Raw genomic sequence first — 16,727 nt, 5'->3', positions numbered from 1 at the left:
CGGTAGGTCGCGGACGACGGGGCGCCGGCCCCCTCACTCCTTACGGTTCCCTTGCGTGCCAACGACAAGGCGGCTCACCCCGGTGCGACGGTCTCGCCCGTGGGACGGTGGGTCGGTGCGGCAGCGGGTGCGGGTGGTGGCGAGCGGGCTGGCCGCGCTCGCGCTCGCGCTGCTGCTGGTGCTGTTCCAGGAGCTGCGCCGGTCGGACCACCCGCGCTCGGCCCTGCTGGTGGTCGGCGCCATGTTCGCCGTGTTCGTCGGCGGTGCCCTGGCGCTGCTCCAGGTGCGCCACCGGCTGGCCCCGGTGGCCGCCGTCGCCGTCGGAGCGGGGCTGCAGCTCGTGGCCCTGCGCACCGCACCGCTCACCACCGACGACTACCTGCGCTACGCCTGGGACGGTCGGGTCCAGGCCTCGGGCACCGATCCCTACCGCTACGCCCCCGGCGACCCGGCGCTGGCGCGGCTGCGCGACGCGTGGCTCTTCCCGGACGGCGTCACGCCGCGGCTGAACCACCCCGGTGAGCGCACGGTGTACCCGCCGGTGGCCGAGGCCTGGTTCTGGCTCGTCCACGTGCTGACGGGCGGCCGGGGCGAGGCCCTGCCCCTGCAGGTCGCGGCGGCCTCGCTCTCCGTGGCCACCGCGGTCGCCGTCCTCGTGGTGCTGCGACGCACCGGCGGTGACCCGCGGCGCGTGGTGTGGTGGAGCTGGTGCCCGACCGTCGTCCTGGAGGCGGGGGGCGGCGCCCACGTCGACGTGCTGGCGTCGCTGCTGGTCGTGGTCGCGCTGGGGCTGCTGGTGCGCCGGTCCTGGACCTCCTCCGGCGTCGTGCTCGGCCTGGCCGTCGCCACGAAGTTCCTGCCGGTGCTGGTGGCGGCGTCCGTGCCGCCGCGGCGGTCGGTGCGCGTGGGGATCGCGGCCGTCGCGGCCGTTCTCGTCGTGTACCTGCCGCACGTGGCGGTGCTCGGCACCGACGTCACCGGGTTCCTCGGGGGCTACCTCGGGGAGGAGTCGACCGACCGCTTCGACCTCCTGCGCGTCGTGCTGCCGGACGTCGTCGTCGAGCCGGTCGGGGTGCTGCTGGTCGCCGCGACGCTGCTCCTCGTGTGGCGACGGGCCGCCCGCCAGCAGCAGGAGCCGTGGCACGGTGCGGCCGTCGCCGTCGGGGTCGCGTTCCTGCTGATCGAGCCGGCCTACCCCTGGTACGCCCTCCTGCTCGTCCCCCTCGTGGCGCTGGGCGCCCGGCTGGCGTGGCTCGCGGTCGTCGCCGCCCCGTACCTCGTCTACGCAGCGGCCGACCTCGGCCACCGCTACGAGCTGACCCGGGTCGTCGGCTACGGGGTCGCCGGGCTCGTCGTCCTGGCCGCGAGCTGGCGCGCGCGGTCGCAGCGGCTGACGCCCTAGCGCCAGCCGCGGTTGGCCGCGAGGTCGGCGTCGACGGCGAGCGCCGCGCGGTGCAGCGCCGTCCGGACGTCGGCCCCCCGGAACACCGCGTCGACGGCCTGGGCGAACTGCGCCGTGATCGCCGGGTACGCCGGGGTGAGCGGGCGGGGGACCGCGACGCAGCCGGCCTGCTGCGGGTGGTCGCCGCACGGGCGGGCCAGCTGGTCGGCGAACAGCCGCAGCGGCCCGTCGGTGCCGTAGAGCTGGGACCCCTCCAGGGCGGCGCGCGTCGCCGGCACCGCGCCGTTGGCCGCGGCCGTGCGCGCCACGGCACCGTCCTGCAGCAGCGTGTCGAGCAGCTCGCCGGCCTCGCGGCGGTGCGGCGAGTCCTGCGCCACCGACCAGGTCCACGAGCCCAGGCTGGTGCGCGAGCCGTGCCCGAAGTCCGGCAGCGGCAGCACCACGAGGTCGTCCCCCAGCGCTGCGCGGTAGTCGGGATAGGCCCAGTGGCCCACCCACGACAGGGCGACCCGGCCGCTGACGAACGCGTCGTCGTGCGGGTCGGGGTCGACGTACCGCTGCCACCGCTGCAGGGTGCGCAGCGCGCTCACGCTGGCGGGGCCGTCCAGCACGCCGGACGCCCGTCCGGTCGTGCGGTCGACGAGGTCGCCGCCGGCCGACCAGACGGCCGGGGCGAAACCGTACGTGAGCCACTCGCCGACGCCGTACGAGCGCTTGAGGTCGAGCACCTCGCCGTCCCGGTCGTGCCGCGCGAGACGCGCGAGCACGGACGTCGTCTCGGCCGCCGTCCACGCGTCGTCGGGTCCGGTGGGCAGGCGCGCGCCGACCCGCGCGAGGGCCTGGCGGCTGGCGAAGAGCCCGAGCCCGCTGTCGAACTCGCCGGCGCCGACGAAACGGCCGCGCACCGTGCCCTGCTGCACCAGCGACGGGATCAACCGGTCGAGCGTCGCCCTGGGCAGGACGTCGTGGAGGTCCGCCAGCGCGCCCTGGTAGTCCAGGTTCGCGAGCAGCGGGCCGTCCACCTCCACCAGGTCGGGGAGGTCGCCGGCCGCCGAGGCGCTCTGCAGCACGTCGGTGTAGTCGCCCTCGGTGACGACCCGCAGCGCCACCCGCACCTCGGGGTGCGCTGCCTCCCAGGCGTCGAGCTGGCGCCGGGTGCTGGCGCGCTCCTGGCTGGTGCCGCTGTGCACCCACACCGTGAGCACCGCGGGGTGCGAGGCGCTCGGCGCCGGCGCCTGGGCGGCCGGACCGCACGCCGTCAGCGCGCCGCTCGCCGCCAGCACGGCCGCGGCGGCGCCGAGGGCTGCTCGCGGGGGCCAGGTGCGCACCATTCGTCCATCGGGCGCGGGCGCTGTGATCTTGAGGCTCAGGCCGGTGCCCCGCCCTGCCGATGCAGACACGGCAGGGGCCGGATCGAGACGAGGGACGGGCTGGTGGGACGACGCACGACCCTGGTGGCCTCGGCGCTGTTCGCCGTGGTGCTGCTGGCGCTGGGTGCGACCTCCGGGTGGGTCGTGCTGTCGGTGCGCTCCAGCGCCGCCGACCTCGCGCGCGCCACCCACACGCTGTCGGCCTACGCGCGGCTGCAGCGCGCCGTCTCGGCCGAGGCCTTCGCCGAGGCCGGCTACCGGCGGGCACCGGGAGCAGCGTCGCAGCGCCGGCTGGAGCAGGCCATCGCCGGCGTCGCGCCCGCGGTCGACCGCGTCCGCGACGTCGGGTCCGACAAGGACCGCGCCCTGCTCAGCTACCTGACCGTCGTCAACGACCGCTACGCGCTCGAGGTGCGGGCCGACGTCGCCGACCGCGGCGGCCGGACGGCGACGCGCACCAACGACCGCGCGGCCGGCCCCGCCCTCGACACCATCCAGTCGCTGATCGACGGCGCCGTCGGCGGTCACCGCCGCGAGGTCGCGCTCGCCTCCGAGCGCCAGGAGCGCCTGGTCCACACCCTCGTCGTGGCCGTCCCCGGTGTCACCGGTGCCGGCCTGCTCGCCCTGGTGTGCGCGTGGTGGGGGCTGGTGCAGCGGCACGAGCGGCTCAGCCGTCGGGCCGACGAGCACGAACGGCGCTCGTTGCACGACCCGCTCACCGGGCTGGCCAACCGCACCCTGTTCGAGCGCGAGCTGTCGAGGTCGCTGCGCGAGGAGGCCCCGGACCTCGCCGTCCTCTACTTCGACCTGGACGGCTTCAAGGAGGTCAACGACACGCACGGCCACGCCGCGGGCGACGCCCTGCTGGTCGCCGTCGGCAGCCGCCTGACCTCGGCGCTGCGCGGCGCCGACGTCGTGGCCCGGCTCGGCGGCGACGAGTTCGCGGTGCTGCTGCGGCCGGCCGGCGCGTCCGAGCGCACCGGCCAGCGGCTGGTGGCAGCGGTGCAGGAGCCGCTGGTGGTCGAGGGGGTCGACCTCACCCCCCGCACGTCCGTCGGCATCGCCGTGGCCGAGGTCGGGACGTCGTCCGCCGAGCTCGTCCGGCAGGCCGACGAGGCGCTGTACCGCGCGAAGGCGGTGTCGCGCCTGCGCCGGGCCCAGCGCGAGCCGCGCGCGCTCGACCCGGCGGCGGCCGGCTCGCTCTGACCGCCTGCTCCGACGTGCGATCACCGCGGAGCGGCGGCACGCTCGCAGCATGAGCCACGACGACGACGCACCCCGGATCGACGAGCACCCCGACGAGGGCCAGCACCAGCACGAGCGCACCGGCGAGGAGGAGCGCGCGACGGCGGCCGAGACCGACGAGGAGGTTGCGGTCCCGGACGACGACGAGCCCGGCCCCGACTCCACCAAGCCCCTGACCAGCCCGCGGGACGAGGACTGATGCCGCGGATCGGCTATACGCTGATGACCGAGCAGGCCGGTCCGCAGCAGCTGGTGCGCGACGCCGCTGCCGCCGAGCAGGCGGGGTTCGACTTCGAGGTCTGTAGCGACCACTACTCGCCCTGGCTCGAGGCGCAGGGCCACGCGCCCTACGCGTGGTCGGTGCTGGGCGCTATCAGCCAGGTCACCGAGCGGGTCGAGCTGATGACCTACGTGACCTGTCCTTCGATGCGGTACCACCCCGCGGTCGTGGCGCAGAAGGCCGCGACCATGGGTCTGCTGAGCGACGGCCGGTTCACGTTGGGACTCGGTGCCGGGGAGAACCTCAACGAGCACGTCGTCGGCCGCGGCTGGCCGTCGGTGCGCGTGCGCCAGGAGATGCTCGAGGAGTCCGTCGAGATCATCCGCGCGCTGTTCACCGGCGAGCTCGTCGACCACACGGGCGAGCACTTCCGGGTCGAGTCCGGCCGGCTGTGGGACCGGCCCGAGACGCCGGTGCCGCTGGCGCTCGCGGTGTCCGGCGACCGGTCGGTCGAGCGGTTCGCCCCCGTGGCCGACCACCTCGTGGCGGTCGAGCCCGACGCCGACCTGGTGACCGCGTGGAGGGACACGCGCTCGGCCGAGGGGCTGCCGGCGTCGCGGGCGATCGGCCAGCTGCCGATCTGCTGGGGCCCGGACGCCGGTGCCGCTCGCGCGACGGCGCACGAGCAGTTCCGCTGGTTCGCCGGCGGCTGGGGCGTGAACGCCGACCTGCCCACCACGGCCGGCTTCGCAGCCGCCTCGCAGTACGTGCGCGAGGAGGACGTCGCGGGCAGCATCCCGTGCGGCCCGGACGTCGAGCCCGTCGTCGAGGCCGTGCAGGCGTTCTGGGACGCCGGGTTCACCGACCTCGCGCTGGTGCAGGTCGGTGCCGAGAGCCAGCAGGACTTCCTGCGGTTCGCGCAGGACGAGCTGCTGCCCGCCCTGCGCGAGGCCGCACCGCGGGACTAGGCGGCGCGCAGCCGGCCGAGCGCCCGACGTCCGCGCCGGGCCGCCCGGCCGGTGCTGCGAGTGCCGTTTGGCAGCGACAGCCGCACGACCTGCTTCCAGGCCGAGAGCACCTGCTGCGGAAGGGTTCCCGTGGTGTAGCTGAGCCCGTACCGCTGGCAGACGTCGCGGATCTGCGGCGCGACCTGCGCGTAGCGGTTGCTCGGCATGTCCGGGAACAGGTGGTGCTCGATCTGGTGCGACAGGTTGCCGGTCATCAGGTGCATCGCCTTGCTGCCACGGATGTTCGCCGAGCCGATCATCTGGCGCAGGTACCACTCGCCGCGGGTCTCGCCCTCGATCGAGTCCTTGGCGAAGGTCTCGACGCCCTCGGGGAAGTGGCCGCACATGATGACCGAGTGGGTCCAGAGGTTCCGCACGAGGTTGGCGACCGCGTTGGCGCCCATGGTCTGCAGGAACGACGGGCCGGACAGCAGCGGGTGGACGACGTAGTCCTTGGTGAGCTGGCCGCGGATCTTGCGCAGCACCTTGCCGAGGTTGGCGCGGAAGGCCGGGTCGTCGGTGGTCCCCTCCCGCAGGTGCTTGCCGAGCTCGAGGTCGTAGGCCGCGATGCCGTACTCGAAGAAGCAGGCGTTGAGGAAGTTCCACACCGGCTGCAGGGCGTACATCGGGTACCAGCGCTGGTCCTCGTCGACCCGCATGATCCCGTAGCCCAGGTCGTTGTCGCGGCCCAGCACGTTGGTGAACGTGTGGTGCAGCTCGTTGTGGCTGTGCTTCCACAGGTCCGAGGGCGAGGCGTTGTCCCACTCCCACGCCTGCGAGTGGATCTTCGGGTCGCGCATCCAGTCCCACTGGCCGTGCATGACGTTGTGCCCGATCTCCATGTTCTCGAGGATCTTGGCGACCGACAGGCCGACCGTGCCGAGCAGCCAGGCGGGCGGGAACAGCGAGAAGAGCAGGACGGCGCGGCTGCCCAGCTCGAGCGAGCGCTGCCAGCGGATCACGGTGCGGATGTAGGCGGCGTCGCGCTCGCCGCGCGAGTCGAACACCTGCTGGCGCAACGCGTCCAGCTCGCGGCCGAGCTCCTCGACCTGGGCGGCCGACAGGTGCGCCGTCGGGTCGGGCTTGCCCGAGCGCTTGGGCACGTGGCGCCGCTCGGTGGTGGTCGTGCGCAGGCGGGTGTTCAGGGCGGTGGCGGTCATCGTGGTCTCCTCACAGGTCGACGTGGCAGTCGCCGGCCGCGGCCGACACGCAGGTCTGGATCCGGATGCCGTCCTCGGGGACGGCGGTGGTCAGCTCGCCGGAGCGCAGGTCGCGCACCGCTCCGCGGCGCAGCGGCACGACGCAGCCGAAGCAGATGCCCATGCGGCAGCCCGACGGCATCAGCACGCCCGCGGCCTCGCCGGCGTCCAGCAGGGTCGTGGCGCCGTCGGACTCGACGACGACGGGAGGGGCGCTGGAGCCGTTGCGCGAGAACGACACCGAGCCGCCCTCGGCCGCCGCGACGACGACCGGACGGAACCGCTCCGTGTGCAGCGCGGCCGCGAGGCCCGCGTCGGCGTAGTGGGCCTCGAAGGCGTCCAGCAGCCCGGTGGGGCCGCAGGCCCAGGTCTCGCGGCCGCGCCAGTCGGGCACCAGCGCGTCCAGCTGGTCCGGCGTGACGATCCCGTCGACGTCGGTGTGCCGCTCGACGAGCCGCAGCCGGCCGCCCGCGTGCAGCGCGCGCAGCTCCGCCCCCAGCACGACGTCGTCCGGCGTGGGGGCGGAGTGCACGAGGACGACGTCCTCGAGCTCGTCGAGGTGGTGGCGCAGCATGCCGAGGACGGGCGTGATGCCCGAGCCGGCCGTGACGAAGAGGGTGCGCCCGCGGTGGGTGCCGAGGACGAAGTCGCCGGTCGCCTGGTCGAGGTGCACCAGTGTGCCCGGGCGCAGCGCGCGCACCACGTGGTGGCTGACCACGCCGTCCGGGATCGCCTTGACGGTGATCTGCAGCAGCTCGTCGCCCGGCCGCGAGGTGAGCGAGTACGCGCGCCAGTGCCGCACGCCGCGGACGTCGACGCCGACCCGCACGTACTGCCCCGGCACGTGCCCGCGCCACGAACGACCCGGCCGGATGACGACGGTCGCGGCGTCGCGCGTCTCCGGCACCACGTCCACGACGCGGCCGCGCAGGTCGGCGCCCGCGCGCAGCGGGGCCACCAGGTCGAGGTAGTCGGACGGCACCAGCGGCGTGGCGACGGCCTCGGCGGCCCGGGCCAGCAGGCGGCCGGCCGGGGAGGTCAGGAGCGACATTACGCAACCGTAACCTACGCAAGCGTAAGTTACGACTCCGTAGGTGATGCCGTGCGTCACACCGCCGGGGCGTCGGGCAGGATGGCGCGGGTGACCACCTCCGTGACCGACCTCGCGATCGACCGTCTCGACGGCACGCCCTCGACCCTGCGCGAGCTGGCCGGCGGGCACCCGCTGCTGCTCGTCAACGTGGCCAGCCGCTGCGGCCTCACCCCGCAGTACGCCCAGCTCGAGGAGCTGCACGAGCGGTTCGCACCGCAGGGCTTCAGCGTCGTGGGCGCGCCGTGCAACCAGTTCGCCGGCCAGGAGCCGGGCTCGGCCGACGACATCGCGACCTTCTGCTCGACGACCTACGGCGTGACCTTCCCGCTGACGCAGAAGCTCGACGTCAACGGTCCCGAGCGCCACCCGGTATTCGAGCAGGTCACCGAGGCCGCCGACGGCCAGCAGCACAGCGGCGACGTCCGGTGGAACTTCGAGAAGTTCCTGCTCACCGCCGACGGCGAGGTCGTCGAGCGCTGGAGCCCGGACATCACGCCCGACGACCCGCGGGTCGTGGGTGCGGTCGAACGCCTTCTGGGGGACCAGCCGCGCCAGTAGTCTGCGGCCGTGGACGACGACGTGGCGCCGCCGTCGGCGCGCGAGCTGCTCGGCCGGTTCGGTCCGAGCCTCGCCGTCGCGCCCGCGCTCGTCACGGTCGTGTGGGGACCGCGCAACGTGCTCGTCTACCAGAACGCCGAGTCCGAGCGCGTGCTCGGACGGCGGCCGCTCGGCGTCCCCGTGCTGGAGGCCTTCCCGGACTACCCGCCCGAGCGGTGGGACCGGCTGGAGGAGGTGCGCACCACCGGGCAGCCGGTCGCCATGCCGCGCACGAACGTCGGGCTGCTCGACGCGCACGGCGACGAGATGGTGCTGCGGTACGTGATGGCCCCGCTCGGGGACGGCCCGCCGCACGAGGGCGTCGTGCTCACCGCGGTGGACGCCTCGGCCGAGGCGCGCTCGCAGCAGGCGGCCGTGCGGGCCCAGCTGCTCGGCGCGCTCACCGAGGCGATGACCGAGGCGACCGATCCTGCGACGGCCCTGCAGACGCTCACCGACGCGCTGGTGCCCGCGCTCGCCGACCTCGCGGCGGTCTACGTCCTCGACCCCGCGGCAGCGGGCGACGGCCAGGGCGAGGCGCTGCCGCCGGCCGCGCTGAGCCTGTCGGCCGGCCTGCTCGCGAGCGCCGGGCCGCCACCGGCGCCGCGGCAGCGCTCGGGACCCTCGCCGTGGGACGACTCCCTCGCGGCGGGCAAGACCGTCGTCGTCGACCTCGACGACGAGCTCGACCCGGCCCGGGCCGACCTCACGGCCGACGACGCCAGCCGGGACTGGATGGCGGCGGCCGGCGCGCGCAACGTCGTCGTCGTCCCGCTCGTCGTGGCGGGCCGGCTGAACGGTGCGCTGGTGCTGCTGTCCGTGGCCCCGCGCGACCGCTACCGCCTGGACGACGCCGGGTTCTTCGAGGACGTCGCCGCCCGGGCCGGCGTGGCCGTCAGCCACGCGCGGGCGTTCCAGCGCCAGCAGGAGACCGCGCTCCTGCTGCAGCGGGCGCTGCTGCCGGCGGTCCCGGCGCCGCAGCCCGGCCTCGAGGTGGCGGTGCGCTACGTCGCCGGCAGCGTGGGGGTCGAGGTCGGCGGCGACTGGTGGGACGTGCACCACCTCGGCGGCGGCCGCGTGGCCGTCGGGGTCGGCGACGTGTCCGGCCGCGGGGTGCCGGCCGCCGTCCTGATGGGCCAGGCGCGGTCCGGGATGCGCGCGCTGTCGCACGCCGACGTCCCGCCGGGCACCGTCCTGTCCCTGCTCGACGACCAGGTCGCCGACCTGGTGCGCCCCGGCGCGCAGGACCCGGGCCACCGGCTGCCGCCCCGCTTCGCGACGGCCGTCTACGCGGTGATCGACCCGGTCGCCGACACCCTCACGGTCGCCAACGCCGGGCACCCGCCGCTCATGGTGCGGCCCTCGCACGACGACCGGGTCGTGCTCGTGCAGGCCCCGCCCGGGCCGCCGCTCGGCCTCGGCGTCGGCGGCTACGAGGAGCTCGTCGTGCCGTTCCCGCCCGGCTCGCTGCTGGTGGCGTTCACCGACGGGCTGGTCGAGGCGCGCGGCGTCGACCTGGACGACGGCATCGCGGCGGCGGTCGCAGCTCTCACCGCGATCCGGCGCGGCACGCCGGTCGAGGAGATCGCGACCCGGCTGCTGGCGCTCGCCGCCGCGAACGACGACACGGCGCTGATCGTGCTGCGCCGCACGCCCCTCTGACGGCTAGTCGGTGTGCGGCAGCTGGTCGCCGGCGGTCAGGTCGTCGACGAAGCTGGCGTGCTCGTCGAGCAGCACCGCCGTGAACCCCTCCAGCAGGCTGTGCGCCCAGGCCCGCCAGCGGTCCCGGTCGGCGTCGTCCGCGGCGTGCCAGCCGACCTCGAGCTCGAGCCGGGTCGCGCCGGGGCCGCTCGGCCACAGGCGCACCGTGGCGCGGTCGCGCGAGGGCCGGTGGCAGCGCCAGGCGACGCACCGCTGGGGCACCGCGTCGGTCAGCTCGACGTCGAACGGGGCGGTGCCGTCGTCCGGCGTCCACCGGCTCCACACCTCGTCGAGCGGCTGGACGGCGGCGACGTCCGGCACGAAGCGCGGGTAGTCCGAGCGCTCGTTCCAGTGGTGGTAGATCTCGTCCGGCCGGGCGGTGACCTCGGCGACGACCTGCACGGTGTGCTTGGCCATGGCAGGAAGCGGGCTCCTCGGGCGACGGGGCCCGCAGGGGTGGGCGGGCCGCGGTGAGCGGGCACGCCGGTGGCTGGACGTCCTCGGACGGCCGGTGGGCCGCGCCGTCCACTCTGCCGCGCGGTGCGGGGCGGCGCACGTCCAGCGTCAGGCGGTGACCGGCTGCGCGGCGGGCGCGGACCGACGTCCGGGCTTGATCGCGTACATGGCGGCGTCGGCGCGGGCGAGCAGCTCCTCCACCCCGCACGGCTCGGACGTCGTCACGCACCCGATGCTCGCGCCGACCTGGCGCGACGAGCGGCCGGTCGCGACGAGCCCGCTCACCTGCTCGGCCCGGGCGCGGGCGTCGGCGTCCGGGCTGGCGGTGAGCAGGAGCGCGAACTCGTCGCCGCCGAGCCGGGCGGCGGCGTCGTCCGGCCCGGTGACGGCCCGCAGCGCGCCCGCGACGTCGACCAGCACGCGGTCGCCCTCGGCGTGGCCGCGCGCGTCGTTGACGGCCTTGAAGCCGTCGAGGTCGAGCACCAGCACCGAGACCGGCGCCTCGGGCGTCGCGGCATCCACGGCGGTCTGCACGCGGGCGCCGAAGGCCCGGCGGTTGAGCAGCGAGGTGAGGTCGTCGGTGTCGGCGAGCACCGCGAGCCGCTGCGCCAGCGCGTGCTGGCGCTCCGACATCTGCCACTGGTTGCTCGACACCCACGCGATCATCAGGGTGAAGAGGCCGAGGATCGTGGCGGTCACCAGGCTGTGCGAGACCTGCGCCTCGGTGATCGACACCGTCACCAGGTAGGTGCCGATCATGAACGCGCCCATGACGAGCACGCCGAGCGCGGGGTAGGCGAGGCCGGCGAAGGCCAGCGTCAGCACCAGCAGCCAGGCGAGCGGGCTGGTCGAACCGCCGTCGCGCACCATGGCCACGGCGATCACGAGCGTCGTCGCGACGCTCCAGGAGTAGAAGAAGGCGGAGCCGCGGCGGTCGCGCGACCAGCGGTCGATGGGGACGAGCAGGAGCAGCGGGCTGACGGCCATGGTCAGGGCCGCGACGCCGACCGTGACCAGGTCGGTGTGCGGCCCGCGCACCACCGCGTAGACGATCGCGACGACCGCCGCCAGCTCGCTCTGCGCGACGCCGATGCGCACGTGCCGCACCCAGAACCGAGCCCGGTGCTCGTCGGCTGCGAGGGGTCGCACGAGCTGCGCGGCCACCGCTCGCGGCCACGCCTGACGCCGCAGGGGGACGACGGTCGGGCGACCGGCGTCCCCGGGTCGAGGGCTCCCCATCCACCTGTTGTCGGCGGGTCGGGCCCCGGCCTTGATCATCGGCGCTCGCCCGGACGCGCAGGGGGTGGCAGGCTGGTGCGCGACGACCCGGGACCGCCGGGCCCGGCCCACGGGGGGAGCGCGTGGGACGCATCTCGTTCACCCCCTCCGCCCGGCCGACGCTCGGCGTCGAGTGGGAGCTCGCGCTGGTCGACCCGACCACCCGCGACCTGGTGCCCCACGGCCCGCAGGTGTACCGCGAGCTGCCGGAGGGCAAGGCCCACCGCGAGCTGCTGCTGAACACCGTCGAGCTGGTCACCGGGGTCTGCGACGACGTCCCGCAGGCGGTCGACGACCTGCGCGGGACCCTGCGAGAGGTGCACCGGGTCACCGACGCCCTGGGCGTCGCCGCGTTCTGCGCCGGTACCCATCCCTTCGCGGCGTGGTCGGACCAGGCGGTGAGCGAAGGGGAGCGGTACGCACGGCTGATCGACCGCACCCAGTGGTGGGGCCGGCAGATGCTGATCTACGGCGTCCACGTGCACGTCGGGGTCACGTCGGTGGCGCACGTGATGCCGGTGCTGTCGTCGCTGCTGACCTGGTTCCCGCACCTGCAGGCGCTGTCGGCGTCCAGCCCGTTCTGGGACGGCGAGGACACCGGCTACGCCAGCAACCGGGCGATGATGTTCCAGCAGCTGCCGACCGCCGGGCTGCCGTTCCAGTTCGACGACTGGGCGGGCTACGAGGCGTACGTCGACGACATGTTCCGCACCGGCGTGATCGAGGAGCTGGGCGAGATCCGCTGGGACGTCCGGCCCGCACCGCACCTGGGCACGATCGAGAACCGCGTGTGCGACGGCGTGCCGACGCTGGACGAGGTCGGTGCGCTGACCGCGCTCGTGCAGTGCCTGGTGGTCGACCTGTCGCGCCGCCTGGACGACGGCGAGCAGCTGCCGTCCCTGCCGCCGTGGCACGTGCAGGAGAACAAGTGGCGCGCCGCCCGCTACGGGCTGGATGCCGAGATCATCCTGGACGCGGCGGGCGCCGAGCGGCTCGTCACCGACGACCTCGCCGACCTGCTCGAGCGCCTGGCGCCGCTGGCCCGCGAGCTCGGCTGCGCCGACGAGCTGGCCGGGGTCGAGACGCTCTGGCGGCGCGGCGCGAGCTACCAGCGGCAGCGCGCGGTCCAGGCCGCTGCGGGTGGGGACCTGCACGCCGTGGTCGACTCGCTGGTCGAGGAGCTGCGGACGTCGGCCGGGTCGGGCGGATGAGCTCGGACGACGCGAGCAGCACGCCGTGGGCCCGCACGGGCAGCACGCCGTTCCTGACCTTCGTGCGCACCGAGACCGGCAGCTCCGCCCTCCTCGCCGCGGCCGTGGTGGTCGCCCTCGTCTGGGTCGCGGTCGCGCCGTCGTCCTACGACCGGCTGTGGTCGACGTCCCTGACCGTGCAGCTGGGCGACGGGCGCCTGGACGACGACCTGCGCGGTTGGGTGAACAGCGGCCTGATGACGTTCTACTTCCTGGTGGTGGGGCTGGAGGCGCGGCGGGCGCTGGACATCGGCGAGCTGCGGGTGCGCAGCCGCACGGTGCTCCCCGCGGTCGCCGGCGTGGCCGCCATGGCGTGCGCGGTCGGCACCTACCTGGCGCTGACGGCCGGCAGCGACGTCGCCCACGCTTGGGGCGTGGCGATGTCGACGGACACCGCGTTCGCCCTCGGCGTCGTGGCGCTGCTGCGCACCCGGCCGACCGACCGCATCCGCACCTTCCTGCTCGCCGTGCTGGTCGTCGACGACGTGCTCGCGCTCGTCGTGATCGCGGTGTTCTACGGGGACGACCTGCGGTGGTGGCCGCTGCTGGCCGCGGTGGTGCTGTTCGGCGGGGTGGCGTACGGCGTGCTGACCCGGCGGCGGCACGGCGTCGTCTACACCCTGGTGTCGGTGGCGGTCTGGGGCTTCCTGCACATGTCCGGGGTCGACCCGCTGGTGCTCGGCCTGGCGCTGGGACTGCTGCTGTACGCGCACCCGGTCACCGTCGACGCGCTGCAGGAGGCGGCCGACCGGTTCCGGTCCTTCCGCGAGCAGCCGACGTCCGAGCTCGCGCGGTCGGCGCAGCTGGGGCTGCGGTTCGCGGTGTCGCCCAACGAGCGGCTGCAGAACCTCTTCCACCCGTGGACCAGCTACCTGGTCGTGCCGCTCTTCGCGCTCGCCAACGCCGGCGTGCCGCTGGGGCCGTCGGCCCTGCGCGCGGCGGCCGGCTCCCGGCTGACGTGGGCGGTGGTGGTCGCCTACGTCGTCGGCAAGCCCGTCGGCGTGCTGGTGTCGGCCTGGGTCGTGCAGGCCGCCAGCCGTGGACGGCTGCGGCCCGCCGTCGGGTGGGGCGCCGTGGCCGCCGGCGGCGCCGCGACGGGAGCGGGCTTCACCGTCGCGCTGCTCATCGCCTCGATCGCGCTCGAGGGCGCCCAGCTCGACCAGGCGGTGCTCGGCGTCCTGGCGGCGGTCGTGCTCTCGACCGCGGTGACCTGGGTCGTCGGGCGGGTGGTCCAGGCGCTGCCGGCCGCGCGCCGGGTGCGGGCGCTGTACGGCAGCGCTCCCGACCTGGTGGACCTGCTCGACGACGTCGACCTCGACCGCGACCACGTGCGCGGCGCGCCCGACGCCCCCGTGACGTTGGTGGAGTACGGCGACCTGGAGTGCCCCTACTGCGGGCGGGCCGAGCCGGCGGTGCGCGAGCTGCTGGCCGGGTGCACCGACGTCCGGTACGTCTGGCGCCACCTGCCGCTCACCGACGTGCACCCACGGGCGCAGCAGGCGGCGCTCGCGACCGAGGCCGCCGACCGCCAGGGCCGGTTCTGGGAGATGCGCGACCTGCTGCTCGAGCACCAGGACGCCCTGACGCCGACCCATCTGGTCGGCTACGCGCGCGAGCTGGGCCTGGACGTCGAGCGATTCGTGCACGACCTCAAGAACGGCAAGGGTTCTGGGCGCATCGCGGCCGACGTCGAGGGAGCGGCGGCGAGCGGGGTGCGCGGCACACCGACGTTCTTCGTCAACGGACGCCGGCACCACGGCGCGTTCGACCTGCCGTCGCTGCTGGCCTCGGTCGACGAGGCCCGGTCGGCCCTCGCCGGCCGTCCGGTGTCGTGAGGGGACGTCGTCCGGCCTAGCCTGGTCGGCGTGATCCTCGGCGGACGACGGCGTGCCGCGGCCGTCGTCGTCCTGGCCGCGCTGCTCGGGCTGACCGCGTGCAGCGACGGGTCGGGCACGACGTCCGACGGCGGCCGCGCGACGGCGTCGGCCCGCGAGACCCTCGAGCCGCGGTGCCCGGCGCTGCCGCCGCACCCGCCCCTGTCAGTGACGGTCGACCAGCTCAACGAGATCGTCGGGGCGCTGTCGCTGCCGCACTGGCAGGCGGCCGACATCGGCGCCTCGGCCCGGCTGCAGGACGGCCGCATCGTCTGGGTCTTCGGCGACACCCTGCGCTCGGACCGCGTGACGCCGCGCGTCGTCGCGAACTCCATGCTCGTCACGTCCGGGCTGTGCACCGCGCAGGTGCTGCCGCCCGGTGACGGACCGGTGATCCCCGACCGCGAGGACGGCGTCGTGCACTGGCCGATGTCGGTCGCGGTGCTGGAGCGCGAGGGCCAAGAGCTCGTCGTCGTGACCAGCGCGCGCATCCGGCGTGGTCCGTCCGGCGCCTTCGACTTCACCTACCTGGGGTCGAGCGCGACCACCTTCGTGGTGCCTCCAGGTGGTGTGCCGCAACGGATCTCCCAGCTGGACATCACGGCCGACAACGCCGACCCGCACCAGGTGAACTGGGGCTCGGCCATGGTCGTCGACGGCGACTGGCTGTACGTCTACGGCACCCGCCTGCCGTCCGGCGACGCGGCGTTCGGGCGCTCGCTGGCGGTGGCGCGGGCGCCGGTCGGCGACCCGCGCGACCGGTCGCGCTGGCGCTTCTGGGACGGCGCGCGCTGGACGTCGGACCTGCAGGCGGTGCAGCCGGTGCTGGCCGCGCAGGGCGGGGTGTCGCAGACCTTGTCGGTGAACGTGCTGGACGGCTCCTACGTCGTGGTGTCGAAGCGCGACGGCGACCTCGGCCACACGGTCTACTCGTGGACGGCGCCGTCCGCCGTCGGGCCGTGGACCGCGCGGCGCGGCGTCACGGCGCGGTTCCAGGACTCGGCCGGGCGGCTGCAGTACGCGCCGCTGGCGCACCCCGACATCCACCTGGCGTCGGGGAAGCTGCTGGTCTCGATCTCGCGCAACACCACGGACTTCGCCCGGCTGGTGCGCGATCCCTCGCTCGGGCGCCCGGTGTTCGCCGAGATCGACCGCCCCTGAGGATCGTGCAGGCGTGCCGCTCGGCGTTCGTCCACCTGTGCACGACGGTGGTCATGTCGTCCACAGGTCTGTTGTGCCGCAGTCGTTTGTCGGTTGCTGCATCTAGGTTTGACACATGACAGCAGCCGTGCACCCACCGGACGACGACCTGTTCGTCGTGCCCGCGTGGCAGGTCGCCGACCGCGACCTCGGCGCGGCCTACCGCGAGGCCGAGCGGGTCGAACGGCTGGCAGCGGCCCGCAAGATCGCGCTGGCTGCGCAGGCCCAGTCCCGTGGCCTCCCGGCCGCCAAAGGCTGCCGGGACGTCGCCGCGTGGGTGCAGTGGGAAGTCCCCACCGCGGGGCTGGCCGAGGCGCGGGTGGTGGCCCGCCGGGCCGAGGCGCTGTACCGGGCGCCGGTCGCCGCCGTGCTGGCCCCGACCCGCGACGCGCTGGCGGCCGGGGCGGTGTCCGGTCCGCAGGCCGACGCCGTGATGGGTGCGGTCACCGCGCTGCTGCCCCCGGTGGTCCCGGTGGGGGTGGTGCCGGCCGAGGCGGTCGAGCAGGTCCAGGCCTTGCTGCTGGGCGAGGCTGACCGGCTCGACCCCAGAGCGTTGGCCAAGGTCGCGGCGAAGCTGCGCGCGTCGTTGGACCCGGGCGCCGACGACCGGCTCGCCCGCGACGAGCGCCGGCAGGAGCAGGTCCGCGGGGTGACCCTGGTGCCGATGGACTCGGGCCTGTGGCATCTGGAGGCGCTGCTGACCAAGCGGGCCGGAGCGGCCCTCAAGGCGGCGGTCGACGCCTGGTCCGCACCACAACCTGCTGCGGACGGGACACCCGACCCGCGCACGGCCGCCCAGCGGCGGCATGACGGGCTGCAGCGCCTGGCCGAAGAG

At 75.1% G+C, this 16,727-nt stretch carries 15 protein-coding genes; 10 read left to right on the top strand and 5 right to left on the bottom strand.

Annotated elements, in window-relative coordinates; all coding sequences use genetic code 11:
• The first annotated feature begins 115 nt into the window (after nt 1–115).
• A complete protein-coding gene (locus ACYVJ4_RS00370) occupies nt 116–1,402 on the top strand; it encodes a glycosyltransferase 87 family protein (RefSeq protein WP_460458116.1) in 1,287 nt (428 codons plus the stop codon).
• On the opposite strand, the gene ACYVJ4_RS00365 is transcribed toward ACYVJ4_RS00370, so the two are convergent.
• Nucleotides 1,399–2,730, bottom strand: a complete 1,332-nt coding sequence (locus ACYVJ4_RS00365) for an extracellular solute-binding protein (protein ID WP_460458115.1) — start codon at nt 2,728–2,730, stop codon at nt 1,399–1,401. The two genes, ACYVJ4_RS00370 and ACYVJ4_RS00365, sit on opposite strands and share 4 nt — an antisense overlap.
• Before the next feature lie 105 nt (nt 2,731–2,835).
• Between ACYVJ4_RS00365 and ACYVJ4_RS00360 the strand changes: the two genes are divergently transcribed.
• Genes ACYVJ4_RS00360 through ACYVJ4_RS00350 form a run of 3 tightly spaced genes read left to right on the top strand, consistent with a single transcriptional unit; the run spans nt 2,836 to nt 5,205 of the window.
• Complete coding sequence (locus tag ACYVJ4_RS00360; protein WP_460458114.1) at nt 2,836–3,978, top strand: diguanylate cyclase domain-containing protein; 1,143 nt, start codon at nt 2,836–2,838, stop codon at nt 3,976–3,978.
• Between the two features lie 49 nt (nt 3,979–4,027).
• Nucleotides 4,028–4,216, top strand: a complete 189-nt coding sequence (locus tag ACYVJ4_RS00355; protein ID WP_460458113.1) for a hypothetical protein — start codon at nt 4,028–4,030, stop codon at nt 4,214–4,216.
• Nucleotides 4,216–5,205, top strand: coding sequence for a TIGR03557 family F420-dependent LLM class oxidoreductase (locus ACYVJ4_RS00350; RefSeq protein ID WP_460458112.1), 990 nt, complete (start codon nt 4,216–4,218; stop codon nt 5,203–5,205). The genes ACYVJ4_RS00355 and ACYVJ4_RS00350 overlap by 1 nt, the downstream gene beginning before the upstream one ends.
• Here ACYVJ4_RS00350 and ACYVJ4_RS00345 read toward each other — a convergent pair.
• Both ACYVJ4_RS00345 and ACYVJ4_RS00340 read right to left on the bottom strand, forming a co-directional pair.
• Complete coding sequence (locus ACYVJ4_RS00345; protein WP_460458111.1) at nt 5,202–6,404, bottom strand: fatty acid desaturase family protein; 1,203 nt, start codon at nt 6,402–6,404, stop codon at nt 5,202–5,204. The two genes, ACYVJ4_RS00350 and ACYVJ4_RS00345, sit on opposite strands and share 4 nt — an antisense overlap.
• A 10-nt stretch (nt 6,405–6,414) precedes the next feature.
• Nucleotides 6,415–7,494 (bottom strand): ferredoxin reductase, encoded by a 1,080-nt coding sequence (locus ACYVJ4_RS00340; protein ID WP_460458110.1) that lies wholly within the window; start codon nt 7,492–7,494, stop codon nt 6,415–6,417.
• An 81-nt stretch (nt 7,495–7,575) separates the two neighbouring features.
• On the opposite strand from ACYVJ4_RS00340, the gene ACYVJ4_RS00335 reads away from it, so the two are divergent.
• Both ACYVJ4_RS00335 and ACYVJ4_RS00330 read left to right on the top strand, forming a co-directional pair.
• Nucleotides 7,576–8,094: a glutathione peroxidase gene (locus ACYVJ4_RS00335; protein ID WP_460458251.1), complete on the top strand. Its 519-nt coding sequence runs from the start codon at nt 7,576–7,578 to the stop codon at nt 8,092–8,094.
• Nucleotides 8,095–8,103: 9 nt separating this feature from the next.
• Entirely contained in the window at nt 8,104–9,795 is a 1,692-nt protein-coding gene (locus ACYVJ4_RS00330; RefSeq protein WP_460458109.1) for a SpoIIE family protein phosphatase, read from the top strand.
• Between the two features lie 3 nt (nt 9,796–9,798).
• Here the strand turns inward: ACYVJ4_RS00330 and ACYVJ4_RS00325 are convergent, their stop codons facing one another.
• Together ACYVJ4_RS00325 and ACYVJ4_RS00320 are read right to left on the bottom strand one after the other, a co-directional pair.
• Nucleotides 9,799–10,251 (bottom strand): SRPBCC family protein, encoded by a 453-nt coding sequence (locus tag ACYVJ4_RS00325; protein ID WP_460458108.1) that lies wholly within the window; start codon nt 10,249–10,251, stop codon nt 9,799–9,801.
• 147 nt (nt 10,252–10,398) lie between these two features.
• Nucleotides 10,399–11,439 (bottom strand): GGDEF domain-containing protein, encoded by a 1,041-nt coding sequence (locus tag ACYVJ4_RS00320; protein ID WP_460458107.1) that lies wholly within the window; start codon nt 11,437–11,439, stop codon nt 10,399–10,401.
• Nucleotides 11,440–11,651: 212 nt separating this feature from the next.
• Between ACYVJ4_RS00320 and ACYVJ4_RS00315 the strand changes: the two genes are divergently transcribed.
• The 4 genes from ACYVJ4_RS00315 to ACYVJ4_RS00300 all read left to right on the top strand — a co-directional run.
• On the top strand, nt 11,652–12,779 hold the full coding sequence (locus tag ACYVJ4_RS00315) for a glutamate--cysteine ligase (protein ID WP_460458106.1): 1,128 nt from the start codon (nt 11,652–11,654) through the stop codon (nt 12,777–12,779).
• Nucleotides 12,776–14,653 (top strand): Na+/H+ antiporter NhaA, encoded by a 1,878-nt coding sequence (locus tag ACYVJ4_RS00310; protein WP_460458105.1) that lies wholly within the window; start codon nt 12,776–12,778, stop codon nt 14,651–14,653. Before ACYVJ4_RS00315 ends, ACYVJ4_RS00310 begins: the two co-directional genes overlap by 4 nt.
• A 30-nt stretch (nt 14,654–14,683) precedes the next feature.
• Complete coding sequence (locus ACYVJ4_RS00305) at nt 14,684–15,853, top strand: DUF4185 domain-containing protein (protein WP_460458104.1); 1,170 nt, start codon at nt 14,684–14,686, stop codon at nt 15,851–15,853.
• 115 nt (nt 15,854–15,968) lie between these two features.
• A partial coding sequence (locus ACYVJ4_RS00300) for a DUF222 domain-containing protein (RefSeq protein WP_460458103.1) occupies nt 15,969–16,727 on the top strand: 759 nt, incomplete at its 3' end.

The sequence above is a fragment of the Angustibacter peucedani genome, assembly GCF_054779595.1.
Note: the sequence above shows the minus strand (reverse complement) of the source record. Positions and strands in the feature narration are given on the sequence as shown.

Coding starts and splice junctions, on each gene's coding strand:
- ACYVJ4_RS00355 (WP_460458113.1), top strand. CDS start 4,028: ATGAGCCACGACGACGACGCACCCCGGATCGACGAGCACCCCGACGAG.
- ACYVJ4_RS00350 (WP_460458112.1), top strand. CDS start 4,216: ATGCCGCGGATCGGCTATACGCTGATGACCGAGCAGGCCGGTCCGCAG.
- ACYVJ4_RS00345 (WP_460458111.1), bottom strand. CDS start 6,404: ATGACCGCCACCGCCCTGAACACCCGCCTGCGCACGACCACCACCGAG.
- ACYVJ4_RS00340 (WP_460458110.1), bottom strand. CDS start 7,494: ATGTCGCTCCTGACCTCCCCGGCCGGCCGCCTGCTGGCCCGGGCCGCC.
- ACYVJ4_RS00335 (WP_460458251.1), top strand. CDS start 7,576: ATGGCGCGGGTGACCACCTCCGTGACCGACCTCGCGATCGACCGTCTC.
- ACYVJ4_RS00325 (WP_460458108.1), bottom strand. CDS start 10,251: ATGGCCAAGCACACCGTGCAGGTCGTCGCCGAGGTCACCGCCCGGCCG.
- ACYVJ4_RS00310 (WP_460458105.1), top strand. CDS start 12,776: ATGAGCTCGGACGACGCGAGCAGCACGCCGTGGGCCCGCACGGGCAGC.